The following is an 18,381-nucleotide window of genomic DNA, read 5'->3' as shown; positions in this document are numbered from 1 at the left end:
CAGGAGCAGGAAGCCCACAGTTGCGCGGGCTGTGTGGCGGCGCTCACTCAAGCACCGACAGCAGATCCGCGCAATATCTCGCGTAATGATTGAAATAAATTGACAGTACGAGAGCAATGAACGCCAGGCGGACCACAAGCCCTTTCTGCGCCGCCTACTCCGGCGGCGGCTGTCCCGTCGAGCCGCGCACCACCAACTCCGGCTCGAAGAGCAGTTCTTCCGTGGGCACCGCACTCCCCCCGATCTTCAGGGTGAGGATCTCGACCGCGGCGCGCCCCATGGCCTCGATGGGCTGACGCACCGTGGTCAGCGGAGGGTCGGTGCAGGTCATGAACGCCGAGTCGTCGTAGCCGACCACCGACACGTCGTGCGGGACGCCGAGTCCGCGGCGACGCGCGGCACGCACCGCACCCAGGGCGAGGGGGTCGCTCGCGCAGACGATGCCGGTGACCCCGGAATCCAGGAGCCGCGCGGCGGCGGCCTGGCCGCCCTCGATCGAGAACATGCCCCGCGAGATGTGCTCTTCGGGCAGTTCGGCGCCGGCCTGCTCGGCGACCACCCGGGCGGCGGCGAGCTTGCGCTGCGAGGGCATGTGGTCGGCGGGCCCGAGCACCAGGCCGATGCGGCGGTGGCCGAGCGAGGAGAGATGGCGCCAGGCCTGCTCGACCGCGACGGCGTCGTCACAGGACACCGCAGGGAATCCGAGCCGCTCGATGGCCGCGTTGACGAGAACCACCGGGATCTTCCTCGCCGCGAGCCGCTTGTAGTGCTCATGCGGGGCGTCCGCCTGCGCGTACAGCCCACCGGCGAACACGACGCCGGACACCTGCTGTTGCAGCAGCAACTCGACGTAATCCTCCTCGGAGACCCCACCCTTGGTCTGGGTACACAGAACCGGGGTCAGCCCCTGCTGGGCGAGCGCACTTCCGATCACTTCCGCGAACGCGGGGAAGATCGGATTCTGCAGCTCGGGCAGCACCAGACCCACGAGCCGAGCCCGCTCGCCACGCAGCTGGGTGGGCCGCTCGTACCCCAGGACGTCCAGGGCCGAGAGCACGGACTGCCGGGTCGCGTCGGAGACCCCGGGCTTGTTGTTGAGTACTCGGCTGACCGTGGCCTCGCTGACCCCGACCTTCCGCGCCACCTGAGCAAGTCGTCGTGTCATGCACGCAAGAATAGTGCAATTCTTGCGTTCTGTTTGCGTGCTTGCTGAATCTGGCCGGGATCGCTCCACATGACAGGCGGGCGACCTGCGCCGAGCGCCACTGAGGACCGAACGGGTGAGGGCGGATCGTTTCGGCGGCGAATGCCTGTGAACTGCGGTATCCCTGCTGGTCAGGACGGGAATGCGGTATGCGTTCACGTGCCACCCCCAGCAAAGGAGAACGATCCATGCGCCTTCGTCACTCACTGGCCGCCGCGGCCGGTGCCGCCGTGCTGATCCTGACCATGCCCGGCTCCGCTTACGCGACCGAGGGCGACTTCAGCTACACCTACGTCAGCAGTGCGGGTAACGAAGGCCGGGTCACCCTGCACGACCCGGCCAGCGGGGAGTGCATCACGCTCGCCGAGGCGGCCCAGGAGTACACCCAGCCGCCCGCCCACTCCCCCAGGAACCGCACCGACTCCTTCGCGATGGTCTTCACGAACGCAGACTGCTCCGGCGACAACTTCACGCTGCGCCCCTACACCGGCGGCGCGAGCGAGAGGCTGAAGCTCCGGTCGATCCTGTTCTCCTGATCCCCGGTCACTCGCCCTCGGGCGGGCCCGGATTCTCCATGCGGGAGAGCCAGGTGGTGAGCAGCTCTTCGAGTGCCTCGCTCTCGGCGGGCCTCAGCAGGTCACGCAGGCGGCGCTCGTTGCGCATGTGGTCGGTGAACGCCCGGTCGATCAATTCGCGTCCGGGACGGGTGAGGGCGACGATCCGGCCGCGCTGGTCGTCGTCGGACCTGCGGCGGGCGACGAGTCCGGCCCGCTCCAGGCGGTCGATCCTCTTCGTCATCGCACCGGTGGTGACCATGGTGTGGGCGGCGAGTTCACCGGGTGCGCGTTCGTAGGGCTCTCCGGCGCGGCGAAGCGCGCACAGGACGTCGAACTCTCCCTCGTTGAGGCCGTAGCGGCCGTAGACGAGGCAGAGTTCCTCGGTGAGCTGATCGGCCAGGCGGTGCAGTCGGCCGATCACTCCTTGCGGGGAGACGTCGACGTCGGGCCGCTCGCGGCGCCAGTCGGCCTGGATGCGGGCTACGCGGTCCAGCGGTTGCGGGTGGTCGTCCATGCGCACCAATATAGCTTCCCAGGAAGCTATATTGGCTTCCATGGAAACCAATATGCGCTGGGTGGCACTGACCGCGGTCGCGCCGGTCGCCTGGGGGACCAATTACTTCGTCACCCATGAGTTCCTGCCCGCGGACAGCCCGCTCTACGGGGCCGCCCTGCGGGCACTGCCCGCGGGTCTCCTCCTGCTGGGGCTGTGCAGGCAGCGACCGCGCGGCGCGTGGTGGTGGCGGTCCGCGGTGCTCGGGCTGCTCAACGTGAGCGTGTTCTTCGTGCTCGTCTACGCCGCCTCCCAACTGCTCCCGACGAGCATCGCCTCGACCGTCATGGCGGTGTCTCCGCTGGCGATGATGCTCATCGCCTGGGCCCTGGTGTCCGAGCGGCCCGGCATCGCGCACCTGGCCGGCGCCGCGATCGGGCTCGGCGGGGTCTGTCTCATGCTGCTCACCGGCACGGGAGGAGTGAGCGTGCCGGGAGTCCTCGCATCGGCCACGGCCATGCTGGTGTCGTCCTTCGGCTACATCCTGACCAAGCGATGGAGCGCCGACGTCGACGTGCTCGCCTCGACCGCCTGGCAGCTCACCGCCGGAGGCCTTTTCCTGCTGCCGGTCGCCGCGGCCGTGGAGGGCCCGCCGCCCGCACTCTCCGCATCGGCGCTCCTCGCGTTCGGCTACGTCGCCCTGGTCGCCACCGCGTTGGCGTTCGCCGCCTGGTTCACCGGGCTGCGGCACCTGCCCACGGGGACGGTGGGCCTGATAGGACTGCTCAACCCCGTCACCGGCGTCCTGCTCGGCACCGCGGTCGCCGGAGAGGTGCTGACGGTCCAGCAGCTCTGCGGCCTCGCACTCGTCCTGGCCGGGGTCGTCCTGGGCCGGCCCACACGCGCGGGCCGACCCACACGCACTGCCCGACGCGGCAGCGGTCAGACGCCTCCGCGCCCCACATCCGACGAGTGTCCGCGGACGGCGTCGGGTAGCACGGAGCCGTGAGCGTCACATAGCCGTGGCCGACGTCACGGAACGCGGGCGACGGCGACGTAGAAGCCGCTCAACTCGGGCTTCGGCGCGGGCGAGTCCTTGTACCAGTGCGTCGCCGTCACCAGGCCGGGCTCGACCAGTTCCAGTCCCTCGAAGAAGCGCTCGACCTCGGCTCGGCGCCGCATCCTCAAGGGCACCTGGCCCTTCTTGTAGGTGTCGGTGACGGAATCCGCGAGGTCGGGGTGCTCGTCGGTGGTGCCGTGGGACAGCACCAGATAGCTGCCGGAAGGCAGCGCGTTCACCAGGGTGCGCGTGAGGCCGTAGGGGTCCTCTTCGTCGGTGATGAAGTGCATCAGAGCGATGAGGGAGAGCGCGATGGGCTGGTTGAAGTCCAGAAGTCCGCGGGCGTGGTCGAGGATCGTCTCGGGCTCGCGCACGTCCGCCTGGACGTAGTCCGTGGCACCTTCCGGGCTGCTGACCAGCAAGGCTTCGGCGTGCCGCAGCACGATGGGGTCGTTGTCGGCGTACACGACCCGGCAGCTGGGAGCGATCCCCTGGACGACCTGGTGGAGGTTCGGCGCGGTGGGAATGCCGGTGCCGATGTCGAGGAACTGCCTGACACCGTTGTCAGCCAGCCAGGCGGCGGCACGGTGCATGAACGCACGGTTCCGCCCCGCGTTCGCGCGTGCCTCGGGCGGCAGCTTCTCGCCGAGCTCCTGGTCGACGAGGTAGTTGTCCTTGCCGCCCAGAAGCCAGTCGTAGACACGCGCCGGGTGCGGTTTGCTGGTGTCGATAAGGGCGTTGGTGTCTTCTGCTGTCATCCGTGGCTCCACTACGTGTCTGACCGGTTTCCGTGAGCCGCGGGCGACGTACGCTCCGCCCGAGGCGGCAGGGATCGTCCGAGCCTACAGGTGGAAAGGTCAACTGTTCCGGCTGGTGAGAGAGTTCGTCGCGGGCCCTAGAGCTGCCGGAGGTGGTCGCGAAGGCCGCGGGCGGCCTGCGCCAGGAGGGCGTCGGCGCCGGGCTGCGCGCCGGCCGGTACGAGGGACTCGGTCATGGCCGCGATGGCGAAGGACTGGCCGTCGGAGTGCTCGACGACACCGATCTCGTGGCGGAGGTTGAGCAGGGTGCCGGTCTTGGATGACCAGGTGCTGGCGTCGGAGCTGAAATCCGGGGCCAGTCGGTGCCGCAGCACGTTGTGGGCCATGAGGTCGCGCAGCCGCTCGGCCACATCCGGATGGACCTTCGACGGCGTCCACAGCGCCTGCAGCAGGTCGACATAGGTGCGTGCGCTGCCGCTGTTGGCGCGGGTGGTGTCGAGCTGCGGCACCCGGTGTCCACGGCCGCTGGTACCGGCGTCGATGGCCAGGGCGTGGGCGAGATGGGCCTGGTCGGCGCCGAAGCGTTCCACCGGCGTGTCGGACAGCTCGCCCACGTTGTGCCGGACGGCGATGCCGCGGATACCGAGCTCGTGGAGGATGCCGGAGACCTGGGTGGGCGGGGTGAGCTCGAACAGCGCGTCGGCGGCCATTCCGTCGCTCAGGCAGGTACTCAGATAGAGCAGGTCGTCGATCGCGACCCGGGCGGGGTGGCGGAACCGGCTCAGGCCGGTGGGGCCGGGCGTGGTGACCCGTCCGGGCTGCACCTCGAGCATCGTCGCTCCGTCGAGTTCGCCCCGGCGGATGCGCTCGACCGTCGCGAGCGCGAGCGGGACCTTGACCAGGGAGGCGGAGGGCAGGTGGGTGTCCGCCTCGATCCCCAGCTCCTCGCCCGTGTGCAGATCCCGTACGAGCAGACAGCCGTGCAGGCCGCCGTCGCGCAGCTCCTGGCGTATGTCGCGCAGCAGTGCCTCGGTGCTCACACCACCGTGCATGTCACCACCCCTGCCGCCACCCGTGCCGCCGTACATGCCACCACCACCCGTACCACCATGCACGCCCCCGCCCCTGCCACCGTTCATGCTGCCGTTCCTCCCGTGGTTCCCACCGGGGCGTCCGCGCCCAGGCAGCGGGCTATGGCGCCGCCCAGGCGCGCTTCGATGGGCTGCGGATTGCCGTCCGCCGCGGCGGCCAGGGCGAAGCCGCGGCCGAGCGTGATCTCGCCGATGGGCCGCCAGGTCAAGCCGAGTTCTTCGGCCTGTGCGGGCGAGCACAGCAACAGATCGCCCGAGCAGAGGACTTCGGCGGCGGCACTCGTCAGGTCGGCCGCGGCGACGAGCTGCGCGGGACGCAGACCCACCGCGTCGCGCAGCCGCGTCAGCGGATCACGGATGTGCGGCACATCGTCCTCCGGCTGGATCCAGACGCGGCGGGCCGGGCCGGGAGAGGCACGTCCGACCCGCAGCGTTTCGAGGTAGACGCGCTGCACACGGGGCTCCTGTGCACCGGCGAGCCCGAGCGGCACGGCCCACGCCGCCTCGTCCGCGGGCACCGCGAGCAGAGCGGCGCGCACCTGCTGCGCGCGCAGGAGCTCCCTGCGTTGCGTCGGCGCCGCGACCCGCAGGTCGAGCGTGATCCCGTGGCCGCGCGCCTCGGCGACGAGACGGGCGAGACCGACCGTGGAGCAGACGCCGGGCACCGCGAGCCGCCACGGCTTGAGTTTGACGGCTTCTGCCTCGTCGAGGAGCACGTCGGCCGCCTGCACGAGCTGCCGGGCCGTCGGCAGCATGTCCCGCCCGAAGGGCGTGAGGACGGCGCGCCGCGACGTGCGCTCGAACAGGGGCTCACCGAAGCGTTCCTCCAGGGCCGCGACGCGACGGCTCGCCACCGACTGCGACATCCGAGCCGCCGCCGCTCCGTCGGTGAAGCTGCCGTACTGGCTGACGCTGACGAACGCGCGACACGCTCCCACCAGATCCACGCCCCGCACCCTATGCCAGATCAGCATGGAATCGCGCATGGGCGTATTGGACCGCATACGCACCCCGGCGCGAGGGTGGCTCTGGCACTCACACCCACGTACCGGGACGGAGCCGTGCCGCTCCGTCCCCTATGCGCCCTGCCTCTGGGGCGCCCTGGAGGTTTGGCCCATGCAGCACACCCGTGACACCCGTGCCCGTCGCACCGTTCTCGGTGCGCTGGCCACTCTCTGTCTCTTCCCGCTCCTGGCCTGCGGGGAAGTCGACTCCTCAGCCTCGTCGTCAGCCTCGTCGTCCTCCGCCACGCCGGCCACGAAGCCCGCGGGGGCCACAGAGTCCACGCAGGCGACGAAGGCGTTCGCCGGCGACTTCAAGAAGCTTGAGCGCAAGTTCGACGCGCGCCTCGGTGTCTACGCCATCGACACCGGCACGGGGCGCGAGGTGGCCTACAACGCCGGTGAGCGATTCGCCTACAACTCCACGTTCAAGGCGCTTGAGGCCGGAGCCGTGCTGCGCAAGTACTCTCTGAGCGGCCTCGACCGCAAGGTCACGTACTCCAAGGATGATCTGGTCGCCAACTCCCCCGTGACCGAGAAGCACGTCGACACCGGCATGACCCTGGGCGAGCTGTGTGACGCCGCCGTCCGCTACAGCGACAACACCGCGGCCAATCTGCTCTTCGACAAGCTCGGCGGCCCCAAGGGCCTGGACGCCGTACTCGAAGATCTGGGCGACGACGTCACGCGGATGGATCGCCACGAGCCCGATCTGAGCAGTTGGGTCCCGGGCGAGAAGCGGGACACGACCACGCCGCGGGCGTTCGCCGAGGACCTGCGCGCGTTCGTCCTCGGGGACGTCCTGCGCAAGGGCGAGCGCGCACAGCTCACCAAGTGGCTGCGGACCAACACCACTGGCGACAAGACCATCAAGGCCGGTGTGCCCGAGAACTGGGTGGTCGGCGACAAGACAGGAACCGGCACCTACTACGGCGCCCGTAACGACATCGCCGTGGTGTGGCCGCCCGACGGTGCCCCCATCGTCTTGGCGATCTTGTCGCACCGCGCCGAGAAGGACGCCGAGCCCGACGACAAGCTGATCGCGGAAGCGGCCTCCGTGGCCGTCGACTCGCTGTCGTAACAGGCGGGACTCGCCGTCGCGGCAAGAGGAAGGAAGGCTGGGCCGAACCGGGCCGAACCGGACTGGTCGGCCGCCGGGCGCGGCCACTCGAAAACCAGTGGCATTCCGTCACCCGCTCCGCCTAGCTTGTGCGTTCGTGACTCATGATCCAAGAGGACTGCTCACGGGGCGGCTCACCCGCGCCCCCCGCAGGACCGTCCACGGGCGAGGCCCGGCAGTGGGCGGGCAACGATGACCGAACGTGCGGTGGCGCCGCCCGAGGCCTCCGAAGAGGGGATCTTCTCCCGGAAGTACGCGGCGGCGACGGCCACCTTCGCCGCGGTGATGTTCCTGACCGGGTTCGCCGCGCTCGCCGTGGTTCCCACCTTGCCGACTGCGGCTCAGGGCCTCGACGGGGTGTCGCTCTATCCGCTGGTGGCGGGCAGCTTCGTCGCCGCGAGCCTGCTGGGCGGAGTGCTCGGCGGCAGTTGGGCGGACCGCGCCGGGGCGAGCCGCCCGCTGGCGGCGGGTGTCGCCCTGTCGGTGGCCACCTTGCTGATCTCGGCCACCAGTACGACCATCTGGCAGCTGGCGGCCGGCCGGTTCCTGGACGGCGTGTCGGCCGGCCTGGTCGCCGTGGCGATCAACACCGCCATCGCCCATGACTATCCCGACCGCCTGCGGCCGCGCGCCCTGTCGCTCATGAGCACCTGCTGGATCATTCCCTCACTTGCCGGACCTCCGCTGGCGGGCCTGGTGTCCGCCTGGTGGTCCTGGCGCGCGGTGTTCTTCGGTCTGGCCGCCCTGACACTGCTCCCGGCCCTCGCGGTCGTGGTGGTCCTGCGCGGCCGGGCCCGGCAGTCCAAGGCCGTCCCGTCGCAGGACAAGGCGCCACGCCCCGCGCTGATGGTCGCCCTCGCGGTGAGCCTGGGCGCGGCGCTCGCGCAGTACGGCGTCTCCGGCTGGGACGCGCGCCATCTGCTGTGTGCGGCGGGCGGGTTCGCGCTCCTTGTGGCGTACGCGCCCCGGCTGCTGCCGTCCGGTACCTGGAGTGCGGCACGCGGGCTGCCCGCCACCGTGCTGCTGCGCGGCCTGTCCTCAGGGGCGTTCTTCACCCTGGAGGCCTTCGTGCCGCTGTTCCTCGACACCGTGCGGCACGTGCCCGCCGCGGTGACGGGCCTGGCGTTCACGGGCGCCGCCGTGGCCTGGGCCGCCTCGTCCTGGGTCCAGGGCCATCTGCTGGACCACTGGCCCCGGCACCGCCTGGTCGTGGTGGGTTCGGTGATCCTCGCGGCCGCGGTGGCGATCGCGGCCGCCGGGACGCTGCCCACGATGCCCGCGCTCACCGCCGCTTCGGCGTTGGTCGTCGCGGCGGTCGGCATGGGCCTGGTCGCTCCGGCCCTCACGCTGCTCTCGCTCTCGCACAGCCCGCCCGGTCTGCGGGGCCAGGCCAGCAGTGCGATGCAGACCAACCAGAATCTGGGCCAGATCACGATCATGGCCCTGTCCTCCGCGCTGTTCGCCGGGCTCGGCACCGGCTCGTCCGGTCTGGGCGGCTATGCCGCCGCCTTCGGCCTGCTCCTGGTGCCGAGCGTCCTTGCCGCCCTGCTCGCGGTCCGCGCCCGCGGCTCGTGAGCGCCCGCGGCTCGTGAGCGCCCGCCACGGGGCTCAGGATTCCCGGCACTCCACGTGCCCCCAGCCGTGCGCGTTCTTCGCGATCTTCTCTCCGGCGGCGTAGGGCTTCTGGCAGTGGCAGCGGCCGGGGAACTTGGCCTTGATGACTCCGCCCGAAGTCCCCTTGCCCGAACGGGCGGCGGAGCTCTTGCCTCCCTGCGCCGTGGAGCTCTTGCGCGGCCTGGCCGCAGGGGAGGCCGTCATGCGCTCGGCCCGCGGCTCCGGGATCGCGAGGGCTCCGTGGGCGGTCCCGGCGGGCTGCTGCGTCGTCGCGGCGTCGCTGGCCGCGACGTCGGCGATGGCGTTGAGGTGGTCGCCGTCCACCTGGTGGGCCGCGACGTGCCGGAAGGTCACCGCGCGGCCCTGCAGGAGTGCGTCGATGCGGACGACGAGTTCCTTGTTGGCCACCGGCTTCTTCGCCGCGGTCAGCCAGCCGTTCCGCTTCCAGGACGCGATCCACTTGGTGACCGCGTTCATCGCGTACTGACTGTCCATGCGGACCTCCAGCGGAACGGCGGGATCCGTGGACTCCAACAGCTCGGCCAGCGCGGTCAGTTCGGCCACGTTGTTGGTCGCTTCGCCGAGCGGCCCGGCCTCCCACCGCTGCGGGCGCTCATCGGAATCGGCGACCACCCAGGCCCAGGCCGCGGGCCCGGGGTTCTTCTTCGCGGCTCCGTCACAGGCGGCGATGATCAAGTCAGACATCCCTCGATCATGCCAGCCCGCGGGAGGCTCGAAGGCCACCACCCTCCGGCTCGTCGGCTCCGGCCCGGCCAGTCCTACACCTCGCCGGCGTCCAGCGCCGGGGCGATGACCGCGAAGGCCCGGTCGGTCAGCTCGGCGGGATCCTCGGCGCCGCCGCTGTCGCTCCACCGCTGCAGCACGGCGTCGAAGGCGGTCAGCGCCATCCCGGCGGCCAGCCGCGGATAGAGGTCCACGCCCGCGTCACGCCCCAGACGCCGCGCCACCTCCCCCGTAAGATCGTCGCTCCACTGCGCCTGGCGCTCCAGGAAGCGGGCGCGCAGGGCCGGGGTACGCAGAATCAGCCGCACCACGGGCAGCACTCGCTCGGAGTGATCGCCACAGGCCTCCAGGGGAACCCACACCGCGTGCCGCAGCGCCACGGAGGGCCGCTCCTCGACGGGGCGGGCCGCCAACTCCGCGTGGATACCGACGCCCATGTCGGCCAGGAACTGGACGACCACGTCCTCCTTGGACGCGAAGTACCGGAAGAACGTCCGCCGGGAGACCCCGGCGGTGGTCACGATCTCGTCGATGGTGACCGCGTCGAACCCCTTCCGGGCAAGGAGTTGCAGCGCCGCTTCGGTCAACTCGTTCGAGACGAGCTGTCGTTTGCGCTCGGCCATGCTCACTTCGGGACGGGAACTCACCGGACCATGGTACACGCTATGCCTTGCATGACACTCAGGCTCTCCTTGACACTCAGTGTCACTAGCGACAGCATGTGCCGCATGACGCAGCTACAGCGCTGGACAGCCGAGCAGATCCCGGACCAGACCGACCGGATATTCGTCGTCACCGGAGCCAACAGCGGCCTCGGTCTGGCGACCACCCGGGCGCTCGCCCGGCGGGGCGGACACGTGATCCTCGCCGTACGCGACGAGCGGAAGGGCCGCCGGGCGGTCGCGGAGATCACCGCCGAACACCCGCACGCGAGCCTGGAAGTACGCCGCCTCGACCTGGCCGATCTCGACTCGGTCCGCGGCTTCGCCGATCAGTTGCGTGCCGACCACCCCCACGTCGACGTGCTCATCAACAACGCGGGCGTGATGGCGCCGCCCCGCACGCTCAGTGCGCAGGGCCACGAGCTGCAGTTCGCCTGCAACCATCTCGGCCACTTCGCGCTCAGCGGTCTGCTGCTCGATCTGCTGGCCGCCGGGAGCGACCCCCGGGTGGTGACGGTGAGTTCGATCAACCACCGGCAGGCGCGCATCCGCTTCGACGACCTGACCGGCGAGCGCGGCTACAAGCCGATGGGCTTCTACAACCAGTCGAAGCTCGCCAACGCCGTCTTCGGCCGGGAACTCCACCTCCGGCTGACCGAGTCAGGCAGCCCGGTGCGCAGCGTCCTTGCCCACCCCGGCTACACCGCCACGCACCTCCAGACGAGTACGCCGATCGGCCTGTGGCGGGTGGTGCTCGGCCGTATCGGCAACCCGCTGTTCGCCCAGCGCCCCGCCGACGGCGCACTGCCCCAGCTGTTCGCGGCGACCGACCCGGAGGTGGAGAGCGGCCAGTTCATCGGGCCGGGCGGCCTGGCCGAACTGCGCGGCGCGCCGACGCGTGTACAGCTGGCGCCCGTGGGGGCGGACACCGAGACGGGCCGCCGCCTGTGGGAGCTGTCGGAGCAACTCACCGACGTACGCTTCCCGTTCCCTGCCACCATCTGACGGCGCCCGGCGCACCGGGCGACTCTGGGCGGATCAGCTCCCAGGCTTGGGGCGCGAGGCCGAGGGTCATGCCATGGCGTTCGTACAGCGCGAGCGCGCCACTGCTGTTGCCACTGGTGTTGTCGGTGTCCACGCCGAGACCGATCCGGTTCACGGCCCAGCTCCGCGTAATGGCCCACAGCGTGACGCAGGAGGCAGCTGCCCAGGCCCCGGACCGGACCGGGCCGTGCCGGGGCCACGGCGGACCCGGCACGGCGGGCTCCGGCTTAGATGCCGAACGGCGCGGAGTAGCGCACCGTGCCGCTGGGCAGCGGGTGTCCGGCGTCGAGGGCGAGGGCCATCATGGCCTCGTCCGGGACGTCGATGCTGATGCCGATGCCGTAGGCCGAGGCACGGCTGAAGCCGAACCGCGGGTAGTACTCCGGGTGTCCGAGGACGGTGACGAAGCGCTCGCCCCTGTCTTTCGCGGCGTCGAGCGCGGCGCGGATGGCCACGGAGCCCGCGCCGGTCCTCTGATGCGCGGGGAGTACAGCGACGGGGGCCAGGCACAGGGCCGGGGTGTCCCCGATGTGGCAGCGGGTCAGCAGCGCGTGGCCGACGGGCTCGCCGTCCTGGCCGGTGGTGACGGTGGACAGGCCGTCGATCCAGGCCTCGTCGGCGCGGAGCGCGTCGACGAGGTCGGCCTCCGCCGGGGTGCCGAACGCGGCGGCGTTGATGGCGTGGACGGCGGGGATGTCAGCGCTGGTCTCGGCGCGCGTGATCCAGGTACTGGTCTTGCTCATGAGGGATGGAGATCCGTTTCATGGTGGGTTCGCATGGGTGTCGCCCCGCGAGCTCACGCTCCCGGCGAGGCGGGTCCGGCCGAGGTCAGGCCACGGCCCGGGACGTGAGAGTGGTCCGGGCGGTGCGCATGGCAGTGGCCTTGAGCGCGGTCATCGGCCCCAACTCCCAACATCCTCGATACGGATCACCCATGAACGCCGAGAACCCTATCATTCAGGCGATTTTGCGGCATGAGATGCGCCGTGAGATGCGCACGCCGATGACGAGCGGCACCAACTACCTCAACAGGGCGCACACGTACGTGGTGCCCGCCCCGCGCACACTGCGATCTGCCCCTGTCGCGAGAGGAGCGGAGAGGCGTAGGGAGGAGGGGACGGGGGACTCGGAAGCCAGACAGATTGTGCATCGGGATGCGCACGGGCTTCCGTACGACGACCCCAGGGAGGCGCGATGTCGACGCAGACCCATCGCCTCATCATCAACGAGCTCGCGCGGTGCGAGGAGTGTGCCGTGCTGCGCGTGAGCGGTGAACTCGACCAGAACGCCGAGAAGTTCTTTCTGCGTACGCTCGGCGACTCCGTCATGGCGGGTCACCGACATCTCGTGCTCGATGTGACGGCGCTGGTGTTCTGCGACTCCCGTGGGCTCAACTGCCTGCTCGGCGTGCGGTGGCTGCTGCGGCGGCGCGAGGGCCAGCTTCTCCTTGCGGGAGCCGGCCGCCATCTCGTCCAACTCCTCACGCTGACCGGCAGCACGGAGCTCATTCCTCGCTACCTCTCCGTGGGCCAGGCCCTGCTGGCCCTTCCACCGTCCCAGCGCCCCACGTGGCCGCCCTCGCCTTCCCCCTGCCCTGACGGCAAGCCGGGCGATGCCCCGCCCCTGGGCCCCGAACCGCCTTGACGGGCGGCGCCGGGCCGCGCCCCTCAGCGCGGCTCGCTGTTGAGGCGCAGCGTGATCGGGGCGCCGACACCCACTGATGGCAGCACGCCCCAGGACATGGGCGAAACCCGCCATGTCCTAGGGCGCGTCTGGACAACTCCCCCAAGAATTGGGCTACTTGGCGCGTGCCAGAGCGATCGCACCCTGAAGCCGCTCCCCCGCCTCGTACATCATGTAAGGCACGCCGTTCTCCGTACCGAAACTCGGTGACGCGCTGCGTCCGTCGTCCGGTGCGCCGTTCATCGAGTCGTGGAATATCCCGAGGTGGCTGCGGCGGGAGAAGTCCTTGCCCACTTCGGTGATCAGTATGTTGCCGCCGCTGCCCTTGTCCGTGTTGTAGACGACGTAGGTGCTGTTCCCTCGGGTGAGCAGGTGGGGCCCGCCCACGTTCTGCGCGCCCACATCGGCGTGGCGGATCAGTGGCGTCTGATCGAAGGTCCAGTCGCGACCGTCGGCCGACCAACCCCAGGCGATGTCCCGGTGGTTGGTGGTGTTGTTCAGCATGAAGAGCATGACGTAACGGGCGCCCCGTGAGGGCAGGTCGTGACGGAACACGCGGGCGTAGGACGTCTCGGTCGAGCCGCTCGGCAGCATCGAGGTGGAGAGCACCACCTTGTCGTACGTGAAGTTGATGCCGTCCTTGGAACGGGCGAGGCGGGTCGTGGTGTTCTCGCCGTGGAAGTACAGCCACATCTCCTTGGCGTCCTCGTTCCACAGCACGTGGGGCGAGGAGACGTGGCTGACCTTGTAGTGCGGCTGCCAGTTGTTGGTGACGAGGGGGTTGGCCTTGTACTCGGTGAACGGCCCGTCGATCGAGTCGCCGTAGGCCAGACAGATACCGCCGGGGGCGTCGTGCGGGGCGTAGTAGAGGTAGTACCGGCCCAGAGCGCCCAGGACGCGGCCGACGGTCCCGCGCAGGCACGGGAAGATGATCTCGCCCGTGGGGTTGTAGGCGAGGTCCGACGGCTTCAGGACCGTCCTGACGTAGGTGTAGTCGGGGAAGCCGCCGGGCGCCGCCGCGGCCGTGCCCGCCGTTCCGGCGCCGAACGCCAGGGCCGTGCCGGTGGCGGCGGCCCCGCGCAGGAAGAAGCGGCGCGGGAAGGGGGATCGGTGTGCGGGGCTCGGCTGCGTGAGGGGGTGCTGTGCGGCGTGCTGCGCGTCGTACCGCGGCTCGTTCATTTCTGTTCTCCGTCCCGGGAGTCGAATGTCGGAGGAATGCTCAGAGGTGGGTGGCGGCTGTGACGCAGAATCCGCCGAGGGCGACAGCCCACACGTAGGGCAGGGTGCGCACCATGACCTGCTGGGGGCCGACGCCCGCGTACTGGGCGCTCCATACGGTCTGGGTGCTGGTGGGGTCGGATACGCCGAAGACCTGGTTGTAGGAGGCGGCGAGGCCGAGCACGGCGACGGCGGGGTAGATGCCGGCCGCGATGAGAACGCCCGCGATGCCCGCGCCGAGACCGTAGACGTTGAGGGGCCCTCGGTAGAGGCACAGCGGGACCAGCAGGGTGAAGACGAGGACGAACAGCACCGGGTTCTGCGGACTGACGGCCTTGACCAGGGGTTCCAGGGCCTCGATGGCGCCCGGCAGCTTCACCGCTGCGAGCAGGATGCCGATCGCGATGAACAGCGCGATCGGGGGTGCGGCGACCTCGAAGCCGCCGTACAGGGTGCGCAGCAGCCGCTTGTTCATCTCGCGCGGCCGGGTCGTGGTGACCAGTGCGTAGAGCACTCCGGCGAGCATCGAGGGAATGATGGCGAGCTCGAAGCCGAGGGCCAGGACAAGCGGTACGACGGGGGTGAGCAGGGCGTACCACGGTGCGTCGCCGAGCCGCTCACGGCGCGAACGGCGTTTGTCGACGGCCGGCTTCAGCGCCCATGTGTGTTCGACTCCGCGGCGGCGGGACTCGATGAGGACGAACGCGACGGCCGCGACCAGTGCCAGCGGGAACAGCTTCACCATGAAGCCGCGCACCGTGGGGACCGGCAGGTCAAGGGCGGTGGAGAAGAACTGCCAGATGGGGAGCTCGAACGGCACTCCGACGGCGATGCCCATCAGGACGGTGCCCGCCGCGGTCACCTTGGGGATACCCACGGCGACCATCGCGGGGATGCCGATGATGCCGGCCAGCATGGCGGCGGGGGCCGAGCCGGTGACCGTGCCGATCAGCGCGGACACGGCGAGGACGCCGAGTGCCACGACCGTGGGCCGGTCGCCGCCGAACTCCACGATCTTGCGGACGATGGTCCCGGCGATGCCGGTCTCGTCGAGGAGTCTGCCGAGCCACGATCCGAGCAGCACCGCGATCATCGTCGAGGCGAGCATCGGGGCGCCCTCCTGGAGGACGGTGTCGAAGACGCTCCCCTTGCCGGTCAGCGGCGCACCGGCGACCAGCGCGATGACGACACCGAGGAGGACCAGGGCGAAGGCGGTGGGAAGTTTACGGGTGAGCATCGCTGCGACACCCACCGCCATGACGATCAGGATGACAACGCCCATGGCGCTACTTCTCTCTGTGGGTCACGGCGTCGGCGAGCGCGGCCGTGAGAAGAAGGGGGCTGCGGCCGAGCCCGCAGACGGTCCGGGCATGGGCGTGGGCGGCGATCTCCTCCGCGCCCGCCACGTGCCCGTACAGCCGGAACCGTCCCGCGCGCAGGACGACATGGCCCAGGGCCTGCTTGAGTGCGGCCTTCGCCGGACCGTGGTGGAGGTGTTCGTGCACGGATTCGTGGGCGAGGGCCGCCGCGCGCACGGACCCTGGCGGGTACCAGTGCCGCCAGCCCCGTTCGTCGATCAGGGCTTCGGCCGCCGCGAGGGTGTCGGTGTAGAGCTCCACCGTCGGCGTCGGCCGTGAGGTGTAGCGGGCAAGGAGACCGCGCTCCAGGCCGTCGGCGCGCTCGACGATCCTGGCACGGCACGGAACCGGGGCGAGGGCGGCGCCGAACTCCTCGGCCGTGCGCGCCCAGCGACGAAGGAGTCGCGGGTCGCGGCCCTCGTGCGTGGGGGTAAGGGCAAGGAGATGGACCGCGTGGTCGAGGTCGTCGAGGGTCTCGGGCGCGGGCGCCGTGGGGGTACTCATATGCGTACCTCAAGGACGGCGACGACCGGCTCGTCGGCGGTACGGGAATCAAGCTCGCTGCGGGCGAGCGCGAGCAGCGGCTCGGGGTCCAGGACACCTGACAGGTCCGCGATCCGGGAGCCGAGCAGCAGCCGCACGGCCGGGGCCCGGACCCCGCCGTCGCCGTACGAGGTGGTCTCGCGCACCAGCTTCGCCAGTACGTCGGGGGCGTCGGCGACCCGGGTGGTCTCCACGCGGGCATCGGGGACGTGGAGGCGTATGACTCCGTCGGCGTCGACGATCCGTACCGGATGCCGGGTGGCCCGCAGGGTGCGGCGCACCTCGGTCCCGTACACGGTGTGGGAGGCGGTCCCGGCGAGGACGGTGACCTGCGACGGGTCGCTCCCCAGGCTGGCCGCCGCGGTGCGCAGCCGCTCCTCCTGGTCCGCCCGGTGCGCCCGGTCCTGGGTGCGCAGTTCGGTGGCGCCGGTGGCCACGGCGCGGACGGTGCTGGTCTGCGGGTCGACGGTGACTTCGACCTCGACGCCGTCGGCGGCGGCGCCCTGCGCGATGACGGCTGCCTCCGCCTCCGCCCGTACGGCGAGGATCTGTTCCTGTCCGGCACCGGGGATGGTCCGCTCGATCTGCTCGCGCACCAGGGCCAGCGCGACCCCGATCGGGCTGATCACCTCGCTGTGGCGGGCGATGCGCCCCTGGAGGCCGCTGACTTCGGCGAGGTGCGGGGTGACGGACGCGGCTCCGCCGCCTCCGCCGACGAGCAGGGCGGCGTCCTTGTCGAGCCGGTAGTCGCGGATCATCGTGTCCACGACCTTCTTGACCTGCGCCGTTCCCGCGCCGAGGAGGCGGTCCGCGGCGGTGGCGATGTCCACGCCGAGCGCTTGGGCGAGCGGGGCGAGCGCCGCCTTGGCGACCTCCTGGTCGCTGCGGGCGAAGTCGCCCTCGGGGACACGTCCCGCCGCGTTGGCCGCACAGGTCATGGTGAGTGCGAAACGGCCGCCCGCCGCGTCGAGCACGGCGTAGTCCTCCGGGTCGTCGGCCATCGGGCGGACGGTGCTGAGCTTGGCGTCGCGCAGATCCTCGAGGGTCGCGAAGCAGGCGTAGGGCAGCCCCGCGATGTGGGCGCTGCGCGGCCCGACCCCGGTCACCTTCCCGCCGCCGATCCGCACCATGGAACCGCCGCCGACTCCGACGGTGCGTACGTCCAGGGCGTTGAGGTAGGACTTCTTGCCGAGGACGGTGGCGTGCTGGACTGCCACCTTGCCGCGTCGCACGACGCTGATGTCGGTGGAGGTGCCGCCGGTCTCCAGGAAGACTCCCTCGCTGATGCGTTCCTGCATCAGCGCCCCCGCCACGCCCGCCGCGGGACCCGAAAGGACGGTCAGAAGCGGCCTGCGACGCATCTCGTCGAGGGACATCACCCCGCCGTCGCAGCGCATCACCATCAGCGGGGACTCGACTCCGGCCTTGGTGATGGAGCTGTCGACGAGGTCGGCGGTGGCCAGCATGCGCGGCAGGATCGCCGCGTTGACCACGGCCGTACGGGTGCGCTTGTGCAGCCCGTACAGAGAGGTGATCTCGTGCGCGGCGGTCAGCGGGAGACCGGCGGAACGTGCCGCCGCCACGACGGCCTGCTCGCCCTCGGGACGGTCCACGCTGAACGGCTCGGTGGCGACGAGGACTTGGGCGCCGTCCTGGGCCAGTGTGTCGGCGGCGCGCCGGACGGCCTGTGTGTCGTCGGGGTCCGCGACATGGGCGTAGGCGAGCGGAAGGCTTTTGCCCGGGGTGAGTTGGAGCTTGCCGAGGGCGGCCAGCCGACGGGTGAGCGCGGCGGCGACGCCGGTGCCGATACCGATCAGGCCCACGGTGGCGACGTCGCCCTCCAGCAGGGCGTTGGTAGCCTGTGTGGTGCCGTGCGCCAGAAAAGCGACATCCTCCGGTGCGCGGCCGGTTTCTGCCAGCAGACGGTCGAGGGCTTCCACGATGCCGTGGGCCACGCCGTCCTCGTGATGGTGGCTGGTGGGGACCTTCACCTGTCCCAGGAGTTCCAGGGTCGTGGCGTCGACTGCCACGGCGTCGGTGAAGGTTCCGCCTACGTCGATGCCGACGCGGATGCGGTGGGTGGTCATGGTTGGGCACCTCCTTGTGCGGGTTGGCGGTGCGCGGGCGGGCCGGGTGGGCGCTCTGGTACAGTTCCCACCCGGCCGAATTAGATAGGAGGGGAGATCTAAGGCGCCGACGTCGGGGCCCAAGCGCGGCCCGCCGGGGGGGGC

General features: G+C 70.6%; 18 protein-coding genes and 1 pseudogene. 6 read left to right on the top strand and 13 right to left on the bottom strand.

Translation table 11 applies throughout. The features are described 5' to 3' along the window. Positions 1–154 precede the first annotated feature (154 nt). Positions 155–1,165 (bottom strand): LacI family DNA-binding transcriptional regulator, encoded by a 1,011-nt coding sequence (locus ACFVXC_RS20200; protein WP_389906875.1) that lies wholly within the window; start codon positions 1,163–1,165, stop codon positions 155–157. 227 nt (positions 1,166–1,392) lie between these two features. Here ACFVXC_RS20200 and ACFVXC_RS20195 point away from each other — a divergent pair, with 227 nt between their 5' ends. Next, positions 1,393–1,740 carry a hypothetical protein gene (locus ACFVXC_RS20195; RefSeq protein ID WP_389906873.1) on the top strand — a complete coding sequence of 116 codons (348 nt, stop codon included), beginning with the start codon at positions 1,393–1,395 and terminating at the stop codon, positions 1,738–1,740. Between the two features lie 7 nt (positions 1,741–1,747). Here ACFVXC_RS20195 and ACFVXC_RS20190 read toward each other — a convergent pair whose 3' ends face one another. Then, the gene (locus tag ACFVXC_RS20190; RefSeq protein WP_389906949.1) at positions 1,748–2,275 is read right to left on the bottom strand and encodes a MarR family winged helix-turn-helix transcriptional regulator; all 528 of its coding nucleotides are present in this window, start codon (positions 2,273–2,275) and stop codon (positions 1,748–1,750) included. Positions 2,276–2,327: 52 nt separating this feature from the next. Between ACFVXC_RS20190 and ACFVXC_RS20185 the strand changes: the two genes are divergently transcribed. Then, entirely contained in the window at positions 2,328–3,263 is a 936-nt protein-coding gene (locus tag ACFVXC_RS20185; protein WP_389906947.1) for a DMT family transporter, read from the top strand. Between the two features lie 23 nt (positions 3,264–3,286). Here ACFVXC_RS20185 and ACFVXC_RS20180 read toward each other — a convergent pair whose 3' ends face one another. The 3 genes from ACFVXC_RS20180 to ACFVXC_RS20170 form a co-directional block, all read right to left on the bottom strand. After that, entirely contained in the window at positions 3,287–4,072 is a 786-nt protein-coding gene (locus tag ACFVXC_RS20180; protein WP_389906871.1) for an SAM-dependent methyltransferase, read from the bottom strand. A 137-nt stretch (positions 4,073–4,209) separates the two neighbouring features. Further along, complete coding sequence (locus ACFVXC_RS20175; RefSeq protein WP_389906945.1) at positions 4,210–5,112, bottom strand: serine hydrolase; 903 nt, start codon at positions 5,110–5,112, stop codon at positions 4,210–4,212. A 95-nt stretch (positions 5,113–5,207) separates the two neighbouring features. Continuing rightward, positions 5,208–6,149, bottom strand: coding sequence for a LysR family transcriptional regulator (locus ACFVXC_RS20170; protein WP_389906869.1), 942 nt, complete (start codon positions 6,147–6,149; stop codon positions 5,208–5,210). Between the two features lie 130 nt (positions 6,150–6,279). Here ACFVXC_RS20170 and bla point away from each other — a divergent pair, with 130 nt between their 5' ends. Further along, the gene (gene bla / locus ACFVXC_RS20165; protein WP_389906867.1) at positions 6,280–7,245 is read left to right on the top strand and encodes a class A beta-lactamase; all 966 of its coding nucleotides are present in this window, start codon (positions 6,280–6,282) and stop codon (positions 7,243–7,245) included. A gap of 231 nt (positions 7,246–7,476) precedes the next feature. Continuing rightward, the gene (locus ACFVXC_RS20160; protein ID WP_389906865.1) at positions 7,477–8,859 is read left to right on the top strand and encodes an MFS transporter; all 1,383 of its coding nucleotides are present in this window, start codon (positions 7,477–7,479) and stop codon (positions 8,857–8,859) included. 33 nt (positions 8,860–8,892) lie between these two features. On the opposite strand, the gene ACFVXC_RS20155 is transcribed toward ACFVXC_RS20160, so the two are convergent. Together ACFVXC_RS20155 and ACFVXC_RS20150 are read right to left on the bottom strand one after the other, a co-directional pair. Continuing rightward, entirely contained in the window at positions 8,893–9,603 is a 711-nt protein-coding gene (locus tag ACFVXC_RS20155) for a ribonuclease H (protein WP_389906863.1), read from the bottom strand. A gap of 74 nt (positions 9,604–9,677) precedes the next feature. Beyond that, the gene (locus ACFVXC_RS20150; RefSeq protein WP_389906943.1) at positions 9,678–10,265 is read right to left on the bottom strand and encodes a TetR family transcriptional regulator; all 588 of its coding nucleotides are present in this window, start codon (positions 10,263–10,265) and stop codon (positions 9,678–9,680) included. 105 nt (positions 10,266–10,370) lie between these two features. On the opposite strand from ACFVXC_RS20150, the gene ACFVXC_RS20145 reads away from it, so the two are divergent. Then, positions 10,371–11,309 carry an oxidoreductase gene (locus tag ACFVXC_RS20145; protein ID WP_389906861.1) on the top strand — a complete coding sequence of 313 codons (939 nt, stop codon included), beginning with the start codon at positions 10,371–10,373 and terminating at the stop codon, positions 11,307–11,309. On the opposite strand, the pseudogene ACFVXC_RS20140 reads toward ACFVXC_RS20145, so the two are convergent. Next, positions 11,272–11,521 (bottom strand): annotated as a pseudogene (locus ACFVXC_RS20140) (GNAT family N-acetyltransferase); the annotation flags it as partial. The gene ACFVXC_RS20145 and the pseudogene ACFVXC_RS20140 overlap by 38 nt on opposite strands. A gap of 54 nt (positions 11,522–11,575) precedes the next feature. Further along, positions 11,576–12,091 carry a GNAT family N-acetyltransferase gene (locus ACFVXC_RS20135; RefSeq protein ID WP_389906859.1) on the bottom strand — a complete coding sequence of 172 codons (516 nt, stop codon included), beginning with the start codon at positions 12,089–12,091 and terminating at the stop codon, positions 11,576–11,578. A 451-nt stretch (positions 12,092–12,542) separates the two neighbouring features. Between ACFVXC_RS20135 and ACFVXC_RS20130 the strand changes: the two genes are divergently transcribed. Then, positions 12,543–12,992 (top strand): STAS domain-containing protein, encoded by a 450-nt coding sequence (locus ACFVXC_RS20130; protein ID WP_389906857.1) that lies wholly within the window; start codon positions 12,543–12,545, stop codon positions 12,990–12,992. 153 nt (positions 12,993–13,145) lie between these two features. On the opposite strand, the gene ACFVXC_RS20125 is transcribed toward ACFVXC_RS20130, so the two are convergent. The 4 genes from ACFVXC_RS20125 to ACFVXC_RS20110 are packed head-to-tail and all read right to left on the bottom strand — an operon-like array spanning position 13,146 to position 18,237. Beyond that, positions 13,146–14,210 carry a hypothetical protein gene (locus tag ACFVXC_RS20125; protein WP_389906855.1) on the bottom strand — a complete coding sequence of 355 codons (1,065 nt, stop codon included), beginning with the start codon at positions 14,208–14,210 and terminating at the stop codon, positions 13,146–13,148. 40 nt (positions 14,211–14,250) lie between these two features. Next, complete coding sequence (locus ACFVXC_RS20120; RefSeq protein WP_389906853.1) at positions 14,251–15,531, bottom strand: TRAP transporter large permease subunit; 1,281 nt, start codon at positions 15,529–15,531, stop codon at positions 14,251–14,253. A 4-nt stretch (positions 15,532–15,535) separates the two neighbouring features. Beyond that, positions 15,536–16,111: a hypothetical protein gene (locus ACFVXC_RS20115; protein ID WP_389906851.1), complete on the bottom strand. Its 576-nt coding sequence runs from the start codon at positions 16,109–16,111 to the stop codon at positions 15,536–15,538. Further along, positions 16,108–18,237, bottom strand: coding sequence for a hydantoinase/oxoprolinase family protein (locus ACFVXC_RS20110; RefSeq protein WP_389906849.1), 2,130 nt, complete (start codon positions 18,235–18,237; stop codon positions 16,108–16,110). The genes ACFVXC_RS20115 and ACFVXC_RS20110 overlap by 4 nt, the downstream gene beginning before the upstream one ends. Positions 18,238–18,381 lie beyond the last annotated feature (144 nt).

This window comes from Streptomyces sp. NPDC058257, assembly GCF_042881845.1.
Taxonomy (GTDB): domain Bacteria; phylum Actinomycetota; class Actinomycetes; order Streptomycetales; family Streptomycetaceae; genus Streptomyces.
The sequence above is the reverse complement of the archived record's forward strand: the minus strand, read 5'-3'. Positions and strand labels throughout refer to the sequence as shown.

Bases quoted from the DNA above. Each gene is read 5' to 3' on its own strand.
- ACFVXC_RS20200 (WP_389906875.1), bottom strand. From the start codon at position 1,165: ATGACACGACGACTTGCTCAGGTGGCGCGGAAGGTCGGGGTCAGCGAG.
- ACFVXC_RS20195 (WP_389906873.1), top strand. From the start codon at position 1,393: ATGCGCCTTCGTCACTCACTGGCCGCCGCGGCCGGTGCCGCCGTGCTG.
- ACFVXC_RS20190 (WP_389906949.1), bottom strand. From the start codon at position 2,275: ATGGACGACCACCCGCAACCGCTGGACCGCGTAGCCCGCATCCAGGCC.
- ACFVXC_RS20185 (WP_389906947.1), top strand. From the start codon at position 2,328: ATGCGCTGGGTGGCACTGACCGCGGTCGCGCCGGTCGCCTGGGGGACC.
- ACFVXC_RS20180 (WP_389906871.1), bottom strand. From the start codon at position 4,072: ATGACAGCAGAAGACACCAACGCCCTTATCGACACCAGCAAACCGCAC.
- ACFVXC_RS20170 (WP_389906869.1), bottom strand. From the start codon at position 6,149: ATGCGCGATTCCATGCTGATCTGGCATAGGGTGCGGGGCGTGGATCTG.
- bla (WP_389906867.1), top strand. From the start codon at position 6,280: ATGCAGCACACCCGTGACACCCGTGCCCGTCGCACCGTTCTCGGTGCG.
- ACFVXC_RS20160 (WP_389906865.1), top strand. From the start codon at position 7,477: ATGACCGAACGTGCGGTGGCGCCGCCCGAGGCCTCCGAAGAGGGGATC.
- ACFVXC_RS20155 (WP_389906863.1), bottom strand. From the start codon at position 9,603: ATGTCTGACTTGATCATCGCCGCCTGTGACGGAGCCGCGAAGAAGAAC.
- ACFVXC_RS20150 (WP_389906943.1), bottom strand. From the start codon at position 10,265: ATGGCCGAGCGCAAACGACAGCTCGTCTCGAACGAGTTGACCGAAGCG.
- ACFVXC_RS20145 (WP_389906861.1), top strand. From the start codon at position 10,371: ATGACGCAGCTACAGCGCTGGACAGCCGAGCAGATCCCGGACCAGACC.
- ACFVXC_RS20135 (WP_389906859.1), bottom strand. From the start codon at position 12,091: ATGAGCAAGACCAGTACCTGGATCACGCGCGCCGAGACCAGCGCTGAC.
- ACFVXC_RS20130 (WP_389906857.1), top strand. From the start codon at position 12,543: ATGTCGACGCAGACCCATCGCCTCATCATCAACGAGCTCGCGCGGTGC.
- ACFVXC_RS20125 (WP_389906855.1), bottom strand. From the start codon at position 14,210: ATGAACGAGCCGCGGTACGACGCGCAGCACGCCGCACAGCACCCCCTC.
- ACFVXC_RS20120 (WP_389906853.1), bottom strand. From the start codon at position 15,531: ATGGGCGTTGTCATCCTGATCGTCATGGCGGTGGGTGTCGCAGCGATG.
- ACFVXC_RS20115 (WP_389906851.1), bottom strand. From the start codon at position 16,111: ATGAGTACCCCCACGGCGCCCGCGCCCGAGACCCTCGACGACCTCGAC.
- ACFVXC_RS20110 (WP_389906849.1), bottom strand. From the start codon at position 18,237: ATGACCACCCACCGCATCCGCGTCGGCATCGACGTAGGCGGAACCTTC.